At 67.2% G+C, this 16,313-nt stretch carries 19 protein-coding genes; 12 read left to right on the forward strand and 7 right to left on the reverse strand.

Annotated elements, in window-relative coordinates:
• Positions 1-95 precede the first annotated feature (95 nt).
• Positions 96-353, forward strand: coding sequence for a hypothetical protein (locus IBJ82_RS24250; RefSeq protein ID WP_194828263.1), 258 nt, complete (start codon positions 96-98; stop codon positions 351-353).
• 49 nt (positions 354-402) lie between these two features.
• Here the strand turns inward: IBJ82_RS24250 and IBJ82_RS24255 are convergent, their stop codons facing one another.
• Together IBJ82_RS24255 and IBJ82_RS24260 are read right to left on the reverse strand one after the other, a co-directional pair.
• The gene (locus tag IBJ82_RS24255; protein WP_194828264.1) at positions 403-1,245 is read right to left on the reverse strand and encodes an alpha/beta fold hydrolase; all 843 of its coding nucleotides are present in this window, start codon (positions 1,243-1,245) and stop codon (positions 403-405) included.
• Positions 1,242-1,664: a helix-turn-helix domain-containing protein gene (locus tag IBJ82_RS24260; protein ID WP_194828265.1), complete on the reverse strand. Its 423-nt coding sequence runs from the start codon at positions 1,662-1,664 to the stop codon at positions 1,242-1,244. The genes IBJ82_RS24255 and IBJ82_RS24260 overlap by 4 nt, the downstream gene beginning before the upstream one ends.
• Positions 1,665-1,959: 295 nt before the next feature.
• Between IBJ82_RS24260 and mshC the strand changes: the two genes are divergently transcribed.
• The 4 genes from mshC to IBJ82_RS24280 all read left to right on the forward strand — a co-directional run bounded on the left by mshC (position 1,960) and on the right by IBJ82_RS24280 (position 6,558).
• Positions 1,960-3,198: a cysteine--1-D-myo-inosityl 2-amino-2-deoxy-alpha-D-glucopyranoside ligase gene (gene mshC / locus IBJ82_RS24265; RefSeq protein ID WP_194828266.1), complete on the forward strand. Its 1,239-nt coding sequence runs from the start codon at positions 1,960-1,962 to the stop codon at positions 3,196-3,198.
• Positions 3,199-3,343: 145 nt separating this feature from the next.
• Positions 3,344-4,129 (forward strand): universal stress protein, encoded by a 786-nt coding sequence (locus IBJ82_RS24270; RefSeq protein WP_194828267.1) that lies wholly within the window; start codon positions 3,344-3,346, stop codon positions 4,127-4,129.
• Positions 4,130-4,303: 174 nt separating this feature from the next.
• On the forward strand, positions 4,304-5,722 hold the full coding sequence (locus tag IBJ82_RS24275; protein WP_194828268.1) for a hypothetical protein: 1,419 nt from the start codon (positions 4,304-4,306) through the stop codon (positions 5,720-5,722).
• A gap of 2 nt (positions 5,723-5,724) precedes the next feature.
• Entirely contained in the window at positions 5,725-6,558 is an 834-nt protein-coding gene (locus IBJ82_RS24280; protein ID WP_194828269.1) for an Abi-alpha family protein, read from the forward strand.
• Here IBJ82_RS24280 and IBJ82_RS24285 read toward each other — a convergent pair whose 3' ends face one another.
• Positions 6,559-7,215 (reverse strand): enoyl-CoA hydratase-related protein, encoded by a 657-nt coding sequence (locus IBJ82_RS24285; RefSeq protein ID WP_194828270.1) that lies wholly within the window; start codon positions 7,213-7,215, stop codon positions 6,559-6,561.
• 12 nt (positions 7,216-7,227) lie between these two features.
• Complete coding sequence (locus IBJ82_RS24290) at positions 7,228-7,836, reverse strand: TetR family transcriptional regulator (RefSeq protein ID WP_194828271.1); 609 nt, start codon at positions 7,834-7,836, stop codon at positions 7,228-7,230.
• A gap of 213 nt (positions 7,837-8,049) precedes the next feature.
• On the opposite strand from IBJ82_RS24290, the gene IBJ82_RS24295 reads away from it, so the two are divergent.
• Positions 8,050-8,595: a TetR/AcrR family transcriptional regulator gene (locus tag IBJ82_RS24295; protein ID WP_056819923.1), complete on the forward strand. Its 546-nt coding sequence runs from the start codon at positions 8,050-8,052 to the stop codon at positions 8,593-8,595.
• Between the two features lie 13 nt (positions 8,596-8,608).
• Here IBJ82_RS24295 and IBJ82_RS24300 read toward each other — a convergent pair whose 3' ends face one another.
• Both IBJ82_RS24300 and IBJ82_RS24305 read right to left on the reverse strand, forming a co-directional pair.
• Positions 8,609-10,471 carry a Na+/H+ antiporter gene (locus tag IBJ82_RS24300; protein WP_194828272.1) on the reverse strand — a complete coding sequence of 621 codons (1,863 nt, stop codon included), beginning with the start codon at positions 10,469-10,471 and terminating at the stop codon, positions 8,609-8,611.
• A gap of 46 nt (positions 10,472-10,517) precedes the next feature.
• Positions 10,518-11,267, reverse strand: coding sequence for a histidine phosphatase family protein (locus IBJ82_RS24305; RefSeq protein ID WP_194828273.1), 750 nt, complete (start codon positions 11,265-11,267; stop codon positions 10,518-10,520).
• Between the two features lie 183 nt (positions 11,268-11,450).
• Here IBJ82_RS24305 and IBJ82_RS24310 point away from each other — a divergent pair, with 183 nt between their 5' ends.
• On the forward strand, positions 11,451-12,182 hold the full coding sequence (locus IBJ82_RS24310) for a DsbA family oxidoreductase (RefSeq protein WP_194828274.1): 732 nt from the start codon (positions 11,451-11,453) through the stop codon (positions 12,180-12,182).
• Positions 12,183-12,200: 18 nt separating this feature from the next.
• Here IBJ82_RS24310 and IBJ82_RS24315 read toward each other — a convergent pair whose 3' ends face one another.
• On the reverse strand, positions 12,201-13,226 hold the full coding sequence (locus IBJ82_RS24315; protein ID WP_228537573.1) for a glucose 1-dehydrogenase: 1,026 nt from the start codon (positions 13,224-13,226) through the stop codon (positions 12,201-12,203).
• 246 nt (positions 13,227-13,472) lie between these two features.
• Here IBJ82_RS24315 and IBJ82_RS24320 point away from each other — a divergent pair, with 246 nt between their 5' ends.
• The 5 genes from IBJ82_RS24320 to IBJ82_RS24340 are packed head-to-tail and all read left to right on the forward strand — an operon-like array spanning position 13,473 to position 16,303.
• On the forward strand, positions 13,473-14,261 hold the full coding sequence (locus IBJ82_RS24320) for a DUF1460 domain-containing protein (protein ID WP_194828276.1): 789 nt from the start codon (positions 13,473-13,475) through the stop codon (positions 14,259-14,261).
• Positions 14,262-14,280: 19 nt separating this feature from the next.
• Positions 14,281-14,838, forward strand: coding sequence for an isochorismatase family protein (locus IBJ82_RS24325; RefSeq protein ID WP_194828277.1), 558 nt, complete (start codon positions 14,281-14,283; stop codon positions 14,836-14,838).
• 17 nt (positions 14,839-14,855) lie between these two features.
• Positions 14,856-15,401, forward strand: a complete 546-nt coding sequence (locus tag IBJ82_RS24330) for a class I SAM-dependent methyltransferase (protein WP_194828278.1) — start codon at positions 14,856-14,858, stop codon at positions 15,399-15,401.
• Between the two features lie 9 nt (positions 15,402-15,410).
• Positions 15,411-15,830 (forward strand): MerR family transcriptional regulator, encoded by a 420-nt coding sequence (locus IBJ82_RS24335; protein ID WP_194828279.1) that lies wholly within the window; start codon positions 15,411-15,413, stop codon positions 15,828-15,830.
• Between the two features lie 29 nt (positions 15,831-15,859).
• The gene (locus IBJ82_RS24340) at positions 15,860-16,303 is read left to right on the forward strand and encodes a helix-turn-helix transcriptional regulator (protein WP_056819895.1); all 444 of its coding nucleotides are present in this window, start codon (positions 15,860-15,862) and stop codon (positions 16,301-16,303) included.
• Positions 16,304-16,313 lie beyond the last annotated feature (10 nt).

Genomic DNA, 16,313 nt, shown 5'->3' on the forward strand with positions numbered 1-16,313 from the left:
TCTTTTCGCGGATGCCGGGGCTCTGTTGCCTGGTCAGCCCCGGTGCTAGTGTGCTCCAAGCACTTTCGTTATCCCCGTGAGATCTGAGGAAACCTATGTCGACCCGTTCTATTGTTACCGCCTCCGCTGCCGCGTTGCTGCTCACCGGTGCTGCCGCTGCTGTTGCCGCGCCCGCGCAGGCTTTCCCCGCCGGGTGGTGGGCTGAGAAGACCTACGTGTGCTCCTCCACCAACCAGGCCGGTGCGCCGCTGCCCGACGTGACGGTGAAGGCGGGCAACGAGGTTGGTGCGGCGTACTACGCGACGCAGCAGCTCGGTCCGGACGCGGCGCAGATGCAGTGCCGCGAACTCTGATGTGATCTGTTCGGTGTCGCCGCACGTCGGGGAGCGGTGGCACCGAAGCTCATCCTGCGTGGGACAGCACGAATTCGCTCACCGCCGCAGTCTGATTCAGCAGTGCGTGTCCGACGCCGGGCAGCACACGCACCTCGCCTCGCGTGAAGGCACCGCGAGCGCGTTCGGCGGTACGCGCCGAATCGAACAGGGCATCGCGTTCGCCGACGATTACCAGGACCGGGATGTCCACCTTGCGTAGTTGTGCGTCGCGGAAAATGGGCAGGTCGACCGACCGCGGCACGAAATGGGCGAAGGTCAGCTCGATGTCGTCGATGATCGGGTCCGCTTCCGGACCGTCGAGGCCCAGACCCGTGCGGGCCATGTCGCGCGCGCTGTGCCTGCCGATCATCCGCAGGCCGATCGCCTTCACCAGCCAGCCGTAGCGATGCTTACCCAGTCCACCCGGGCACAGCAGGACCAGCGTGGTGACCCGGCCCGGCCTGCGCAGCACGTAATCGAGTGCGGTCCACCCGCCCAGTGACATGCCGAGAAGCGCCACGGTGTCGAGACCGAATGCGTCGATGACCTCGTCGAGCCAGCTCGCGGTCGCGTCGCTGTCCAATGGCAACCGGGTGGGGACGCTGAATCCTGGTTCGCCGGGCAGATCCACCGCGTACACGCGGAAACTTCTCGACCAGTCGGCGATGTCGGCGCGCCAGGTGCTCGCATTGGCTCCTGAGCCGTGCAGCACCACCAGTGGCGGTGCGTCGACGGGTCCGGAGACCACGACGAACGTTTCGCCTACCGCGGTGTCGATCCGCCGTTCCTCGCGCGGGACCGGCCAGGCGTCGAGGTGCTCGCGGTAGCGCTGGTGGATGAGCTGTCGGCCTTCGTCGGATTTGTAGATCACGAGCTGAGGATTCCGTCCAGGTAGTCGAGGAGGCGGGAACTGTCGGCGAGGCTGCCGAGCAGGATCACTTTGAGGCGATTGCGGGCCGGGTCGTAGCTGGTTTCCACGCGCATGCGCTGACCGCCCGCGCCTCGGGTTCCGGCGGTGGCGGTGAGCAGGGTGGTGATCCGGTCGACGGTGGCGCGGTCGATGTCGTCGATCTCGACGATGCAGGAGGACTCGGCATGCCGACCCGGCGCTGTCTGCGGCGTGGTGATCGGCAGGCCGGTGAACGCCTCGAGGTCTTCGTGGGTGATGCGGTACTGCTTGCCGATGCGGGCGGCGGGGAGTTTGCCGTCACGCACATAACTGCGCACGGTGCGGACATGGAGTCCGAGAAGTTCGGCAACCTGCTCCACCGAATAGAGACGATCAGTCATAAAACAACCGTAAACGAATGTACCTATAGGTATCAATACGGACGTTTGGGTAGTTGCGGACTGTGACAATGATCGCGATGGCAACCGTTCGCCCAGGTCGGAACGCACAATGGGCACGACACGCCCGATATGACCCGTTACCCCTGTGACCAGCGGATCTGCCTGAGCGCAAACCTTGACGCGGGCGCTCTGACACGTTTGTGTGCAGGTAGCGGGCCGTGCCGCGACACCGCGAGCAACCCCATGGGCCGGGCCGCGAGCCGAGCACATCCGAGGGGGCTCTACCCTCGAAGACATGCAGTCCTGGTCCGATATCGCCCTGCCGACCGTCCCCGGAACAGGGCCGCCGTTGCGTTTGTACGACACCGCCGATCGTCAGATCCGCCCGGTCACCCCCGGCGCGACCGCGAAGATGTACGTCTGTGGCATCACCCCCTATGACGCCACCCACCTCGGTCACGCCGCCACCTATCTGACGTTCGACCTGGTCAACCGGATCTGGCTCGACGCGGGCCACGACGTGCACTACGTGCAGAACGTCACCGACGTCGACGACCCGCTGTTCGAACGCGCCGAACGCGACGGCATCGACTGGCGCGACCTCGGCAGCCGTGAGATCGACCTGTTCCGTGAGGACATGACCGCCCTGCAGGTACTGCCGCCACGGCACTACATCGGCGCCATCGAATCGGTCGAGGAGGTGGTGGAGTTGGTGCAGAAGCTGCTCGCCGCCGGCGCCGCCTATATCGTCGACGACGCCGAGTATCCCGACATCTACTTCCGCACCGACGCCACCGAACAGTTCGGCTACGAATCCGGGTACGACCGCGCGACGATGGAGACGCTGTTCGCCGAACGCGGCGGCGACCCCGACCGGGCAGGCAAACGCGACATCATCGACGCCCTGCTGTGGCGGGCCGAGCGCCCCGGCGAGCCGTCGTGGCAGGCGCCCTTCGGGGCGGGCCGCCCCGGCTGGCACATCGAGTGTGCGGCGATCGCGCTCAACCGCATCGGCGCCGAGTTCGACATCCAGGGCGGCGGCTCGGACCTGATGTACCCGCACCACGAATACTCCGCCGCACACGCCGAGGCGATCACCGGCGCCCGCCGCTTCGCCCGCCACTACGTCCACGCCGGGCTGATCGGCCTCGACGGCGAGAAGATGTCGAAGTCCAAAGGCAACCTCGTGCTCGTGTCGAAGCTGCGCCGCTCCGGGGTCGACCCTGCCGCGATCCGCCTCGGCCTGCTCGCCGGGCACTACCGCTCCGACCGCATGTGGACCGACGAGGTGCTCACCGCCGCACAGCGCCGCCTCGACCGCTGGCGTGAAGCGGTGTCGCTGACCGCAGGCCCCTCGGCCACCGACACCGTCGCCCGGTTGCGTCAGCACCTGGCCGACGACCTCAACACCCCGAAAGCCCTCGACACGATCGACAACTGGGCCGAACAGGCCATCGCCTACGGCGGCACCGACACCGAAGCGCCCACCCTGGTCCGCACCGCCGTCGATGCACTGCTGGGTATCAGCCTCTGACACCATCGCAGCTCACCGCGGCGACAGCGATGTCGGCGCACCGGTAACCGAGAGGCCTGCCCATCGGCGCCGGTTGCCCGCAGTGTGCTGCGCTTATACTGTGGGCCACAGCGCAGCTGACCTGCCGTCGATCGGAGAGCGTCACATGGGGTGCTACCAGCACATCATCGTGGGAACCAACGGCTCGGAGTCCGCGCAGACAGCGGTAGCGGTGGCGGGGGAGTTCGCGGTGCGCCTTGGCATCCCGGTCACCGCGGTGAGCGTGTGGAAGGACGCGGGGCGCAAATCGGGCACCGATACCGAATGGGCCGAAGACAACACGCGTACGGCCGCTGAAGCTCTCCTCGAAGCCGGTGTGGCCGAGGTTGTCCGCATCGAACTCGACGGCGCGGCAGGCGCGTTACTGCTCGAGATCGCCGAACGTGAACCCGACACCTTGCTCGTGATCGGTGGGGGCAGTCTGGGCAGTTCCAAGGCGCGCCTGCTCGGCTCGACAGCCAATCACGTGTCCCACCACAGTCAGACCGATGTGGTGTTCACCAGCAAGGTTCCCAAACGCTGGACCACGGTCGGTCTCACTACCGACGGATCGGCGAGTTCGCTGACCGCGGTCCATCGCGGCTACGACCTGGCCCTCGCACTCGGCGCGCGCCCGTTCCTGGTGACCTCCGCCAAAGTCGACCAGGACGGTGTCGACACCCTCATCGACGTGGAAGCTCAGCTCGCGGTCGAGGACCCGGAACTGTTCGGGCGCGACGTCCTCACCGGGGTCCCCGCGGCAGAGGCGATCTGCAACTCGGCCTGGAAATACGACCTCGTCGTGATCGGCAACCGTGGAATGAGCGGGCCCGCACGCCTTTTGGGCTCGGTAGCCAACAAGGTAACCCACGACATCGACACCAACCTGCTGCTGGTCAACACCACGCACTGATTCTTCGGCCGACGAATGAGGGTCGCATCGAGCTCGCGAGAACGCCGAATCCGGTATCGATCCGATGTTTGCTCCGGTTTAGCGGGTAACGGTTGAACTTGCCCGAAACGCGGAGTTCGGTCGCTTATGATGTCCGTACGCGCGATGTTCGCCACACAACGGAGTGGACGCCGGATGAATGCTGAGATCGAGGCGGCGGGGTTCTTCGGCCTGCTGGACTGGGAGAAAACGACCGGTCTGAGCAAGTTCTGGGTCGACATGATCACCATTCCGATCTTCAGCGCCATGGCCGGTCTGATCACCAACTGGACCGGGGTGATCATGCTGTTCGCGCCGGTGCGCTTCACCGGCTTCTACGTGCCGGGCTTGAAAACGATCTTTCCGCTGCTGCCGCGCAAAGTGCAGATCCTGCCGACCTTCGCCCCCGGCGGCATCCTCGGCTTCCAGGGTTTCATTCCGGCGCGCTCGGAGAAGATGGCGAGCCTGATGGTCGACAACGCGGTCGCCAAGATCGGCACCGCCAAGGACTTCTTCGACCAGATGGATCCGCGCAAGATCTCCGAGCAGGTCGCGCTGGTGGCGCTACCGAACGTGCGCTCGATGGTCGACTCGATCATGGACGCCGAGCACCCGCGACTGTGGGCCGACATGCCGCCGCGCGCACGCGAAGCCGTCTACACGCGGGTGGAGGCCGAGCTGCCCGCGATCACCGATCGCGCGTTCGACTTCATCGGCGAGAACATCGACCAGCTCCTCGATGTGAAGCTGATGGTCGTGGGCTATCTGCGCCGTCGGCCCGAACTGCTCAAGGACGTGATCTACGGGCTCGGCGCCCCGGAATTGCGCTTCATGATCCGCAGTGGGGTGCTGGGGTTCCCGTTCGGGGTCATCGTGGCGCTGTGGTTGTCGTTGCTGCACTACAGCTCGCCCCACGGCGACAGCCCCGCGGTGATCTCGCTACCCGGCTGGCTCTACGACATCCTGCATTTCCTCCCCGCGTGGGCATGGGTGCTCGTCGGTGGCGCGATGGTAGGTGTGTTGGTCAATTTCATCGCGATCAAGGTGGTGTTCGAACCCTCTGTGCCGCAGCCGCGCTACCGATATCCGTGGCGGGTCGCGAAATTCGCGAAACGGCAGTACCAGGCCGCGGCGGATCTGGGGCACGCGATCGGCTATCAGATCGTCACCCTCGACGTCGTCGCCGAGCAACTGCTCGACGGGCCGAGTGGTGACAAGACCCGCGCGGTGATCGCCCATTTCCTCGAGGCCGAGATCGACCGGATCCTCGGCCCGTTGCGCTCGGTGACCCGGCTCGCGATCGGGCCGCGCCACTTCGACGCCATCCAGGCCACCGCCGGCGCGAACCTGGCCACGGAGATGAAGCCGTGGCTGGTCGAGGACATCGAGTTCTCCCAGACCACCGCAGCCAGCGTCGACCGGCTCGCCACCGAGAAGCTGCGCGAACTGCCGCCGGAGGAGTTCGTCGAAATGCTCTACACCGCCATCGAACAGGACGCCTGGCTGCTGTATCTGCACGGTGGCGTGCTCGGCGCCCTCATCGGCGCACTGCACCTGCTGATCTTCGGAGTATGAGCATGAGCATCGAGCCCACCCCTGATCGCGAACCCGGCATCCCCACCGATCTGCTCGGCTTGGCGCGGATCGCGGGACAGTCGTTGCGCCACATCGTCGGCGCGGTGACCAAGGGTGCGGTGCACACCGCCACCGATCTCGTCGACGACATCCGCTCCGGCGAACCGATATCGCAGATCTTCGACGAACGCGTCGACCTGTTTCGTCGCGCCGCGTTGAGCGCGCTCGGTCTGACCAGCACCGCCACCGGCGTCTACGGCCCGGTCGAAACCAAGGTCGACGCCGACGATCTCAAGGCGATGGGCGACGCGATGATCACCGAGGGCTGGGATTGCGCGCAGCAACCGCGCGACCTGCACCCGTCGTTCGTACCGATCCTGCACGACCTGACACCCGACGAAGCCCGGATCCTGCGGTTCCTCGCCGTCGCCGGACCGCAGCCCGCGATCGACATCCGCACCAAGGCGCCGTTCGGGATCGGCTCACAACGGCTGGCCGACGGCATCAACATGATCGCGGCGATGGCCGGGTGCGCGCTGCCCGACCGTGACCACCACTACCTGGGCAACCTCAGTCGTCTCGGGCTGATCCGCTTCTCCACCGAACCGGTCGCCGATTTCCGTCGCTACGCATTCCTCGAAGCCCAACCGCCGGCACAGGCGGCGTACAAGTCGGTGAAGATGCGGGCGATCAGCTCCTACCGCAGCATCTACCTGACGGTGTTCGGAAAGCAGTTCTGCCACGCGTGTTTCGTGCTGGGTGACTACACCGGGGGCGGCTGGGCAAGCGATGACCGTGGCGACATCTACCTGGGCAAGGGCCCCCGGCTGCCGTGATCAGTCCCGCCCGCGCAACGCGTCGAGGACATCGGCGAACATCACCGCTTTGATCGCGGTCATCGTGGTCTGATCCTTGCCGCCCAGCGGTGCGACCAAAGCCAGTGCGGCATCGAGGACTTCGCCTTCGGCAGCGGTGGCGTCGACCAGATCCAGCGCGAGTGCGTCGGCGCCACCGAAGCGGCGGGCGGTGGTCATGCTGGCGACGGCGGTCTTGGGGGGCACCTTCGCCTGGATGAGCGCGGCCATGCCGTTGGTGAACGGGATGCGGATATCGGCCTCGGGGAAGCAGAAGTAGCCGCGGTCGGCGCGCATCACCCGATAGTCGTGGGCCATCGCCACCATCGCACCCGCACCGAAGGCGTGTCCGCCGATCGCGGCGACCGTCGGCATCGGCAAGGTGAGGACCCGGGCGAACAGGGTGTGCACGGCTTCGACGTATTCGGCGGCCCGGTCGCCGTTGGCCGAGAGCCAGTCCAGGTCGAGGCCGTTGGAGTAGATCTTGCCGGTCGCGGTGGTCACCAACGCGTGCGCGCCCTCGGCCACGACGGTGTCGAGGTGGGTCTGCACTTCGATGAGGAAGTCGGGGGAGAAGCGGTTCTCGCCGTCGCCGAAGTCGAGCACGGCGATCGAATCATGGTGGCGCAGTGTGGGCACGGGGTTTCCTTTTCAGTGGGGACCGAGGTCGAGGACGGCCCGCACGGCAGCACGCAGCTGTGCGCGGGCCAGGGGATCGGTGAGCCGGTCGCGGCGCAGCAGCAGCGCGGTGGGCAGATCTACCAGGCAGGTGGTGACGGTGGCGACGCCGCGCCGGTCGGCGCGACCCCACAGGGCACGCGCGAGCCGGTTGAGCGCGGCGACGAGTGCCTTCTCGGTGTCGGCGATCTCCTGCGCCAGCGCGGGCGGGATGTCACCGGCGAGCAATTCGGCGCGATCGACGAGCAGCAGCAGGCGCGCGGAGTCGGGGTGGTGCTCGGCCAACCGCGCCGGGGCCTGCGCGGCGTCGAGGACGGCATCGATGCGGGTCTCGGGGTCGGCTGCAGCGACGGCGCGGTCGATGTCGGCCGACTGCAGGGCCAGGAATCGGTGCGCGGCGCGTAACCAGGTGCGCGCCAACACAACCTGGCGAGACTGAAATGTGTGATAGAGCGCGCCATTGGATACTCCGGTAGCGGCGGCGACCGCGCGCACCGTGACAGCGGCGGGTCCGGAACGGGCCGCGAGCTTTTCGGCGGCGTCCAGAACCGTCTGTGGGTCGTGAGTACGCGGTCTCGGCATGAACAAAAGTTTACAGAGCGTGCGCTCCGCTATTCCATTCGGATGGACTTTCAGGCCGTTGTCCACGTATTTCGTTCCACCACTTGGCATTTCGTCGCCGAATCGGCCGATTGTGGCACAGCGTAGACAACGTTACGGATGCGCGAAGGCTCGATACGATGGGGTACTGTTCGCATTCTTCGGCCCTGCCCGCACGAACAGAACGGCATCGCGATGTCCCGAGTGGTCACCAAGGAGCAGTACTTCGACACCGCGGTGGCGGTGCTCGCCGAGTTCGGTTTCAAAGGTCTCAACATCGGGGTGCTCTGCCGTCGCCTCGGTGTTACCAGTGGCTCGTTCTATCACCACTTCGGCTCCTGGCAGGGCTTTGTCGACACCCTGCTCGAACACTGGGAGAACCGTCAGATGGTCGAGCTACGCGCGCTCGATGTCGGCCACGGTGACGCCGACGCCGACGTGCGCGCCATGTCGGTGCTCGCCAGCGGACTCGAACACGGCGCCGAGGCCGCGTTGCGCGCCTGGGCGGCCAACGACGAATCGGTACACGTGACCGTCAAGCGCGTCGACGAGTCACGTCGGCGCACCGTACACCGCGTGATCGACGGCGTCGTCGACGACACGGCCACCGCCACCGTCGTCACCGAATTCGGCATGGCCATGATCATCGGCTACCAACAGCTCGCCGCCGCGGGCGAACCCACCGAACTCGACCACCTGCTCGCCGAGTACGCCCGCCTGATCTACTCCCACCGCGGCTGAGCGAGCAGCCGGGTTATCCGAGCAGCTGGTCCACGTAGCACCAGCGCCACGCTTCGCCCGGCTCCACACTGCGCATCACCGGATGCGTCGAGTTGTTGCGGAAGTGGGCGTCGGCATGGTTGCCGATCGAGGATTCGCAGCAGCCGATGTTCCCGCAAGTGGCGCACATTCGCAGATGTACCCAGCGCAGACCCTCGTCCAGGCACGTCTGGCACACCAGCTCACCGACAGGCGGCTCCAGCAACAGCGGAGCCTCGTCGAGATGCGCGCACCCCAGTGCCCCGGCCGCGGTCGACAGCGTGTCGACCCCGCGCGCGTCATCGCGTTCGTCGAAGCGGTCGATCATCGACTCCTCGAGATCGAGCCGGGCCAGCACATGTTGCAGCACTTCGTAATCCACGGCTCCCGCATCGCGGACCTTCAGCACCGCATCGCGTTCGGCGCCCAGCATCGCCAGCCGTAGCCGCCGGTATTCCGCGGTCGGTGTCACCAGTTCCGCCTCGGGGCGGCCCAACCGTTCCCACGCGGCATTGGAACGCCAGATCAGTCGCTGACGCAGCGACTCGATCACCGGCTCGGGGGTGTTCGGGCCGATCCGGCGGTCGAGTTCGGCCAGACCCGCGGTCGAAGCCTGTTGGAGCAGATCAGCTTTGGCGAGCGCATCCTCTTCGCGACTGGGCCCGCGCAACCGCAACCACCGCACCAGCCACGGCAACGAACTGCCCTGAACGAGCAGCGTGCCACCCACCACTACCAGCGCGAGCAACTCCAGAACCGGCAACTGCGGCGTCGATTCGGGCAGCAACAACACCGCCGCCAAGGTCACCACCCCGCGCATCCCCGCCCACGACACCACCGCCGCGTGACTCAACGGCTCGCTCGCGCGCCCGAACAGCCTGGCCACCAACACCGGCGTGAACACCCACACCGGGCGAGCCAGCATCACCGCCGCCAGCACACCCACCGCCGCCACGACGAGCGTGCCGTGATCCAACCCGCTGTGCCAGGCACCTTCGACGATCCAACGCACCTGCAATCCGATGATCAAGAACACCGCGCTCTCCAGAATGAACTGGATGGTGCGCCAATTGGTGGTCTCGGCGACGCGCGAAGCCGCCCCCTGCCACCGTTGCGCGCCGTGTCCGAGGATCATCCCGCACGTCACGACCGCGATCACGCCGGAAGCGTGAAAATGCTCGGCAGGCAGATACGCCACGAACGGGGCCAGCAGCGAGACCGAGGTATCCAGCACAGGATCGGTGATCCGCCTGCGCAACATCGCCAACGCCGCCGCCACCACGGCCCCGATGACACCGCCACCGACAGCGGCGAGCAGGAAATCGCCGCCCACCTGCCACACCGTCACCGCACCGGCCATCGCCGCGATGGCCGAACGCAACGCCACCAGCGCGGTCGCGTCGTTGAACAGCGACTCGTCCTCGAGCACCGTCACGATGCTGCGCGGCATCCCGGTGCGCCGCGCCACCGCGGTCGCGGCCACGGCGTCCGGGGGAGCGACCACCGCACCCAACGCGACCGCCGCCGCGAACGGCACCGGCAGCAACCACCACACCACCAACGCCACCGCGAACGTGCTGAACAGCACCAGCCCCATCGACAGCGACGCGATGGTGCGCAGGTTGTCCTTGAAATCGACCAGCGACGTGCGCAGCGCGGCGGTGTAGAGCAACGGCGGCAGCAAACCGAGCAGCACCACCTCCGGCTCGAGATGCACCTGCGGCACCATCGGCAGATACGACGCGGCCACTCCGGCCAACGTCAGCACCAGAGGTTCGGACACCCCGAATCGCCGCGCCAGCGCCGCCAGCGCGGTCGCCGAGCCGATGAGGACAACCAGACCGATCGCGACATCCACCCGGGCATTCTGTCATCCACGAACCGGTCGGTCCGTTGACGCCGCCTCAACCAGCCTGTTCGCCCCGTGAGCGCTGTCGTATCTGCTCCTCGGTCGTCAGGTGGTCGACCGCGCCCCACACACGCAATGCCAGTCGAGGGCCCTCACGCCGCCACTGTGACACCGACGCGTTGGGTACCGGCTCGAGCGAATCCGGCACCGGCGCACCGAGTCCGTCGAGGATGTAGCGCAACGACACCACTACCGCGTCGTGGGTCACCACCAGTACCTGCTCGCCCGCGGCCACCACATCCAGCTCGTCGAGGAAACTACGCACCCGCAACGCCACATCGGCCAGCGATTCCCCGCCCGGCGGGCGATACACCCAGTTGCCGACCAGTTCACGGCGCGCACCCTCCTCGGGTGCGCGTCGCCGGATCGCCCGGTACGGATGCAGTTCGAACACCCCCATCTCCCGATCACGCAACCGTTCGTCGACCAGAGTGCGGATCGGGCGCACCTGGCGGTTGCGGGTGGCGGCCGCCTCGGCCATCACCGCCCAGGTGACTCGGGTGCGCAGGTAGGGGGAGCAGACGACCAGCGTGGGCCGCTGCACTCCGGACAACTCGGCCAGCCAATCGCCGAGACGTTGCGCCTGCCAGTGCCCGTGCGCGGTCAATTCCACCGCCGAGTCGGTCCCCCGCATCGGCCGCTGTCCGGTCGCCGGGTCGGCGAACCACACATTGGCCTCACTCTGTGCGTGGCGCACCGCCCACAACCCGCCCAGCGCGCGCGGCGCCACCAGTCCTTCGGGCATCTGCACCCACCCCCTCCGCTGCTCGAACCCCATCGATGTCCTTCGTGCTCGTCCCCGTCGTGCCCGGACGCGCCAGGGAATAGCGGCTTCGTTGCCTGCGTTACACACCCCGAATTCGAACGCCCGTCCAGTACTGTCCGGCGGACCACCGCCGCACCCCGTGATGCGCCGCAGGAGGCCCGCTTGTCCACCAGAGTAGAGATCTGGACCGACATCAATTGCCCGTTCTGCTACCTGGGCAAAGCGCGCTTCGAACAAGCCATGGCCGACTTCGCGCACCGCGACGACGTCGAGGTCGTGCACCGGTCCTTCGAACTCGATCCGACGCTGCCCGCCGGTTCCACGCGCCCGGTCATCCCGGCGATCGCCGAAAAATACGGCATCACCGTCGCCCAGGCCGCCGCCAACGAACGCGGCATCGGCGCCCAGGCCGAGGCGATGGGTCTGCCCTACCAGACCGCGGGCCGCGATTCCGGCAACAGCTTCGATATGCACCGGCTCCTGCACTTTGCCCTCGACCAGGGCAAACAGGAAGCCATGCTCGACGCGCTCTACGCGGGCAACTTCGCCGAGACCGAACCCGTCTTCGGCGACACCGAACGTCTAGTGGCTTTGGCCGTGCGCGCGGGCCTGGACGAGAACTCGGTGCGTGCGGTGCTCGCGGATCCCGACGCCTACGCCGACGCGGTCCGCGCCGACGAAGCCGAAGCGGCCGCGCTCGGTGCCACCGGTGTCCCGTTCTTCGTCTTCGACGGCAAGTACGCGGTCTCCGGCGCCCAACCCGCCGAAACGTTCACCCGGGCGCTGAACACAGCCTGGAACGATCGACCCGCACCCCAACTCATCGCCGACGGCGAGACCTGTGGCCCCGACGGCTGCGCGGTCCCCGCCACCGAGTCCGTGTCGAGCGACTGACCGCCGAGGTTTTCGGAGTCAGGCCAGGTCGATGACGACCTTGATATCGGACCCACCCGGATCGAACGCCTCGATCGCCCGCTCCAGCGGCAGTCGTCGGGTGATCAACCGTTCCAGCCACGACTCGTCAGCTTCGGCCAGCGCCGCCGCGCCCTGTTCGTAGTGGTCGCGGTTCGCGTTCACCGAACCGAACACCAGCGCGTTGTCGAGCACGATATTGCGGTTCAAACCGCCCACATCGACATCGGTGTCGACACCGGGGGTCGACACCCCGGTCAAACAGACGATCACGCCCGGGTTGTCGATCTCCATCGCCTGCAACGCCACCGCGGGCGCACCGGTCGCCTCGATCACGACATCGGGCCGGATCGCCTCCGCGACCGCCGCCGCGGTCCCCGTGTGGAAGGTGCCGCCCAACGCCTCGACCAGCTCTTGTTTCGTCCCGCCACTGGCGCGGTCGAGGACGTGTACGTCGAGGCCGCGCTGCTGGCCGAGCAATGCCGCCAGCAATCCGATCGGGCCGGCACCGGTGACCAGGACCGTGCGCGGGTCGAACCAGGCGCGGTTGTTGATCTTCTCGATCTGATCCCACGCTTTGGCGACCACTGTCGTCGGCTCCAACAGCACCCCGACCTTCTCCAGCGCCGGATCCAGCCGCACCGCGAAGTCCTCGCGCACCACCCAGGCCGTCGACCCGTAGCCGTCGATCTCCTTGATCCCGCGCTCGACGTACATCCCGTTGCGGCACATGTCCCACTGCCCGCGCGCGCACGCCCCACACGGCACCGGATCCGGCCTGCGCACGATCCCGACCACGAGGTCGCCGGGGGCGAACGCGCTGCCCTCGGGCGCGGTCTTCACCCGGCCCAGCGATTCGTGCCCCAGGACCAACCGTGGCTTGCCCGGTGGCAGCCAGCCGTAGTTGCCCTGCGCGATATCACGGTCGGTACCGCAGATGCCCAGCGAGATCCCGTCGACGAGCAGTTCGCCGGGACCGACGACCGGATCGGGGACATCCTCCACACGCAGTGATTGCTTCTGCATGGGAATCACTGTCAACGCACGCATTTCGGCATCCCTTCCACCCGGACGGGCCAACGGTCGACGTCTGCACGAACCACATCCACGACACCCAGGGGAGCAACCCCATCGCGAACTCGCCGCGAACACGGACTACCTGCGACAACGCTACGCGAACACCAGGGGAACGCCGGCACATCAATCGTGTCGGTCGACTCGGCTACGGTGGACAGCGCTCGCACCGATCGACCGTGGCCAGTTGGAGGCGTCTTGCGCATCATCGTCCGGATCCTGCTCGTGCTCGCCGCACTCGTGTGCGCGCTCGCACCGGCTTCGGCCGCTCCGTCGGTCGACGAGGCCAGCACACGCAAGATCGACGAACTGCTCAGCGTGCGCGCCGAATCGGGCGATCTCGGCCGTGGCGAACTCATCGAACGCCTCTCCGCGCGGCTGCTCGGCACCCCCTACGGCGCGAACATGCTGATCGGCTCGGCCACCGAACCCGAACAGCTCGTCGTCGACCTGCGCCGGGTGGACTGCTTCACCTACCTCGACTACATCGACGCCGCCTCCCGCTCCGCCGACCGCGACCAGTTCCTCACCAACCTGATCGCCACCCGCTATATCGACGGCCGGGTCGAATTCGCCCAGCGCAAGCACTTCTTCACCGACTGGGCCACCAGGGAGCGCCTGGCGGCTACCGACATCACCGCGAGTCTGAGCCCCGCCGCCGTCACCACCACCAAACACCTCAACGCCAAAGCCGACGGCAGCACCTACCTGCCCGGTGTGCCCGTGGTCGACCGCGCCGTCACCCATGTCCCCTCGGCTGCTGTCGACGGGGCAGTGTCGGGCGCGCTTCGCACGGGCGACTACCTCGGTGCCTACACCCCCGAGGCCGGCCTCGACGTCACCCACGTCGGCTTCATCGTTCAAACCCCCACCGGCCCCGTCTTCCGCAACGCCTCCTCCCTCGCCGCGAACAACCAGGTCGTCGACACACCCCTGAGCGACTACCTTCGGACCGTCCCCGGCATCGTCGTCCTGCGCCCGCTCTGACCGACTTCAAGGATTCGCCATGACCACGCTTCCCGACCGTCCGAACACCGCATTGCTCGTCGTCGACGTCCAGAACGGTGTCGTCGACGAAGCGCCCCGTCGCGACGAAGTCGTCGCGAACATCACCACCCTTGTCGAGCGTGCCCGCGACGCCGATATCTCGATCATCTGGATCCAGCACTCCTCCGAGGACCTCGTCGAAGAGAGCGATCCCTGGCGCTACGTCCCCGAGCTCACCCGCACCGACACCGAACCGCTGGTCCACAAGCGCTACGGCGACTCGTTCGAAGACACCGAGCTCGAGGGACTGCTCGCCGCTGTGGGTGCCGGTCACCTGATCGTCACCGGCGCCGAATCCGACGCCTGCATCCGCTCGACCATCCACGGCGCCTTCGTTCGCGGCTACGACGTCACCCTCGTCGGCGACGCGCACACCACCGGCGACAAAACCCGGTGGGGTGCACCGAAACCCGAAGACGTCATCGCTCACACGAACCTGTACTGGCAGTTCCAGCGAGCGCCCGGTCGTGCCGCGGCGGTCCGCCCGACCGAAGAGCTTGACTTCAGGTCGACCTGAGCAAGCACGGTGGTCTCATGACCACCTTCGGATACGAACAGAGCCTCTGCTACGACCGGCGCGCCACCCGACTGCTCACCGGCCTGTACCGCCGGATCGCCACCGACATCGACACCCGCACCACCGACTCGGCCACCGTCGTCGATCTCGGCACGGGTCCGGGAAAGCTGTTGTCGCACCTGGCAACTCGTCGCCCCGACCTGCACCTGCACGGCATAGACCTGTCCCCGCACATGATCGACATCGCCCGCCGGACCCTCGCCGGGCAGCCGGTCGAGCTGGCCGTGGCCGACGTCGCCGAGCTGCCTCACCCCGACGGCAGCATCGACTTCGCCGTATCGAGCCTGAGCATGCACGAATGGCCCGACCTGCCTGCCGCGGTCTCCGAACTGCGTCGAGTGCTGCGCCCCGGCGGCGGCGCCGGGATCTATGACTTCCGCTTCTCGCGCACCCGGCAGATCCTGCACGCACTCGGCGGCGTCTTCGGCACGGTCGAAATCGAAACAGTGCGCCTGCCATGGCATCCCGTCGCCGTGATCACCTGCTACCGCGTCACCGCATAGGCTCGGCGGATGGCCGAGGAACACACCACGATCGGTGCGGTGGCTACACAGTTCGGTCTCGCGCCCCACGTGCTTCGGCACTGGGAAGACCGCGGGTTGCTCTGCCCACCGCGTGACTCGGCCGGACGCCGCCACTACCGCAGCACCGATATCGACACCGTCGCGATGATCGTCCTCGGCAAAAAGGCCGGGCTGTCTCTCGACGATCTCGCCATCCTGTTCACCCGCGCTCCCGACCGCGCCACCCGCCGCGAGGTGCTCGAAGCCCACCGTGACCGCCTCGCCGACCAGATCGCCCGCACACGCGCCGCCCTCGACGCCGTCACCCACGTGCTCGAGTGCGACGCCGAGGACTTTCGCACCTGCCCGCACTTCCGTGCCGAACTCGACGGGGTCCTCGACACCCGACGTGGGCGGCCGCTGTCCTGAAACCCGCCCGACGTGGGACGATCGCCCCTGTGACCGGCACACCCGCGAAACCACAGCACCTGCGCGACCTCGCGCTGCTGCGTCGCGTGCGCGACCGCATCGACCGCGAATACGCCCAACCACTCGATGTCGAAGCGCTCGCCCGCGGCGTCCACATGTCGGCCGGACACCTCAGTCGACAATTCCGCCTCGCCTACGGCGAATCGCCGTACTCCTACTTGATGACGCGCCGCATCGAACGCGCCATGGCGCTGCTGCGCCGGGGCGACCTGAGCGTCACCGACGTCTGCTTCGCGGTCGGCTCGTCCTCGCTGGGCACCTTCAGTACCCGCTTCACCGAACTCGTCGGCGTACCGCCCAGCGTCTACAAACAGCAGCAGGACGAACAGACCGCGGGCATGCCGTCGTGCGTGGTCAAGAAGGTGACCAGACCGATCAGGAATCGAGAAGCTTCCGCTCCGGCCGACAATTAGCGTGGTCGGC

The sequence above is a fragment of the Nocardia sp. XZ_19_231 genome (assembly GCF_015355705.1).
Taxonomy (GTDB): Bacteria; Actinomycetota; Actinomycetes; order Mycobacteriales; family Mycobacteriaceae; genus Nocardia; species Nocardia salmonicida.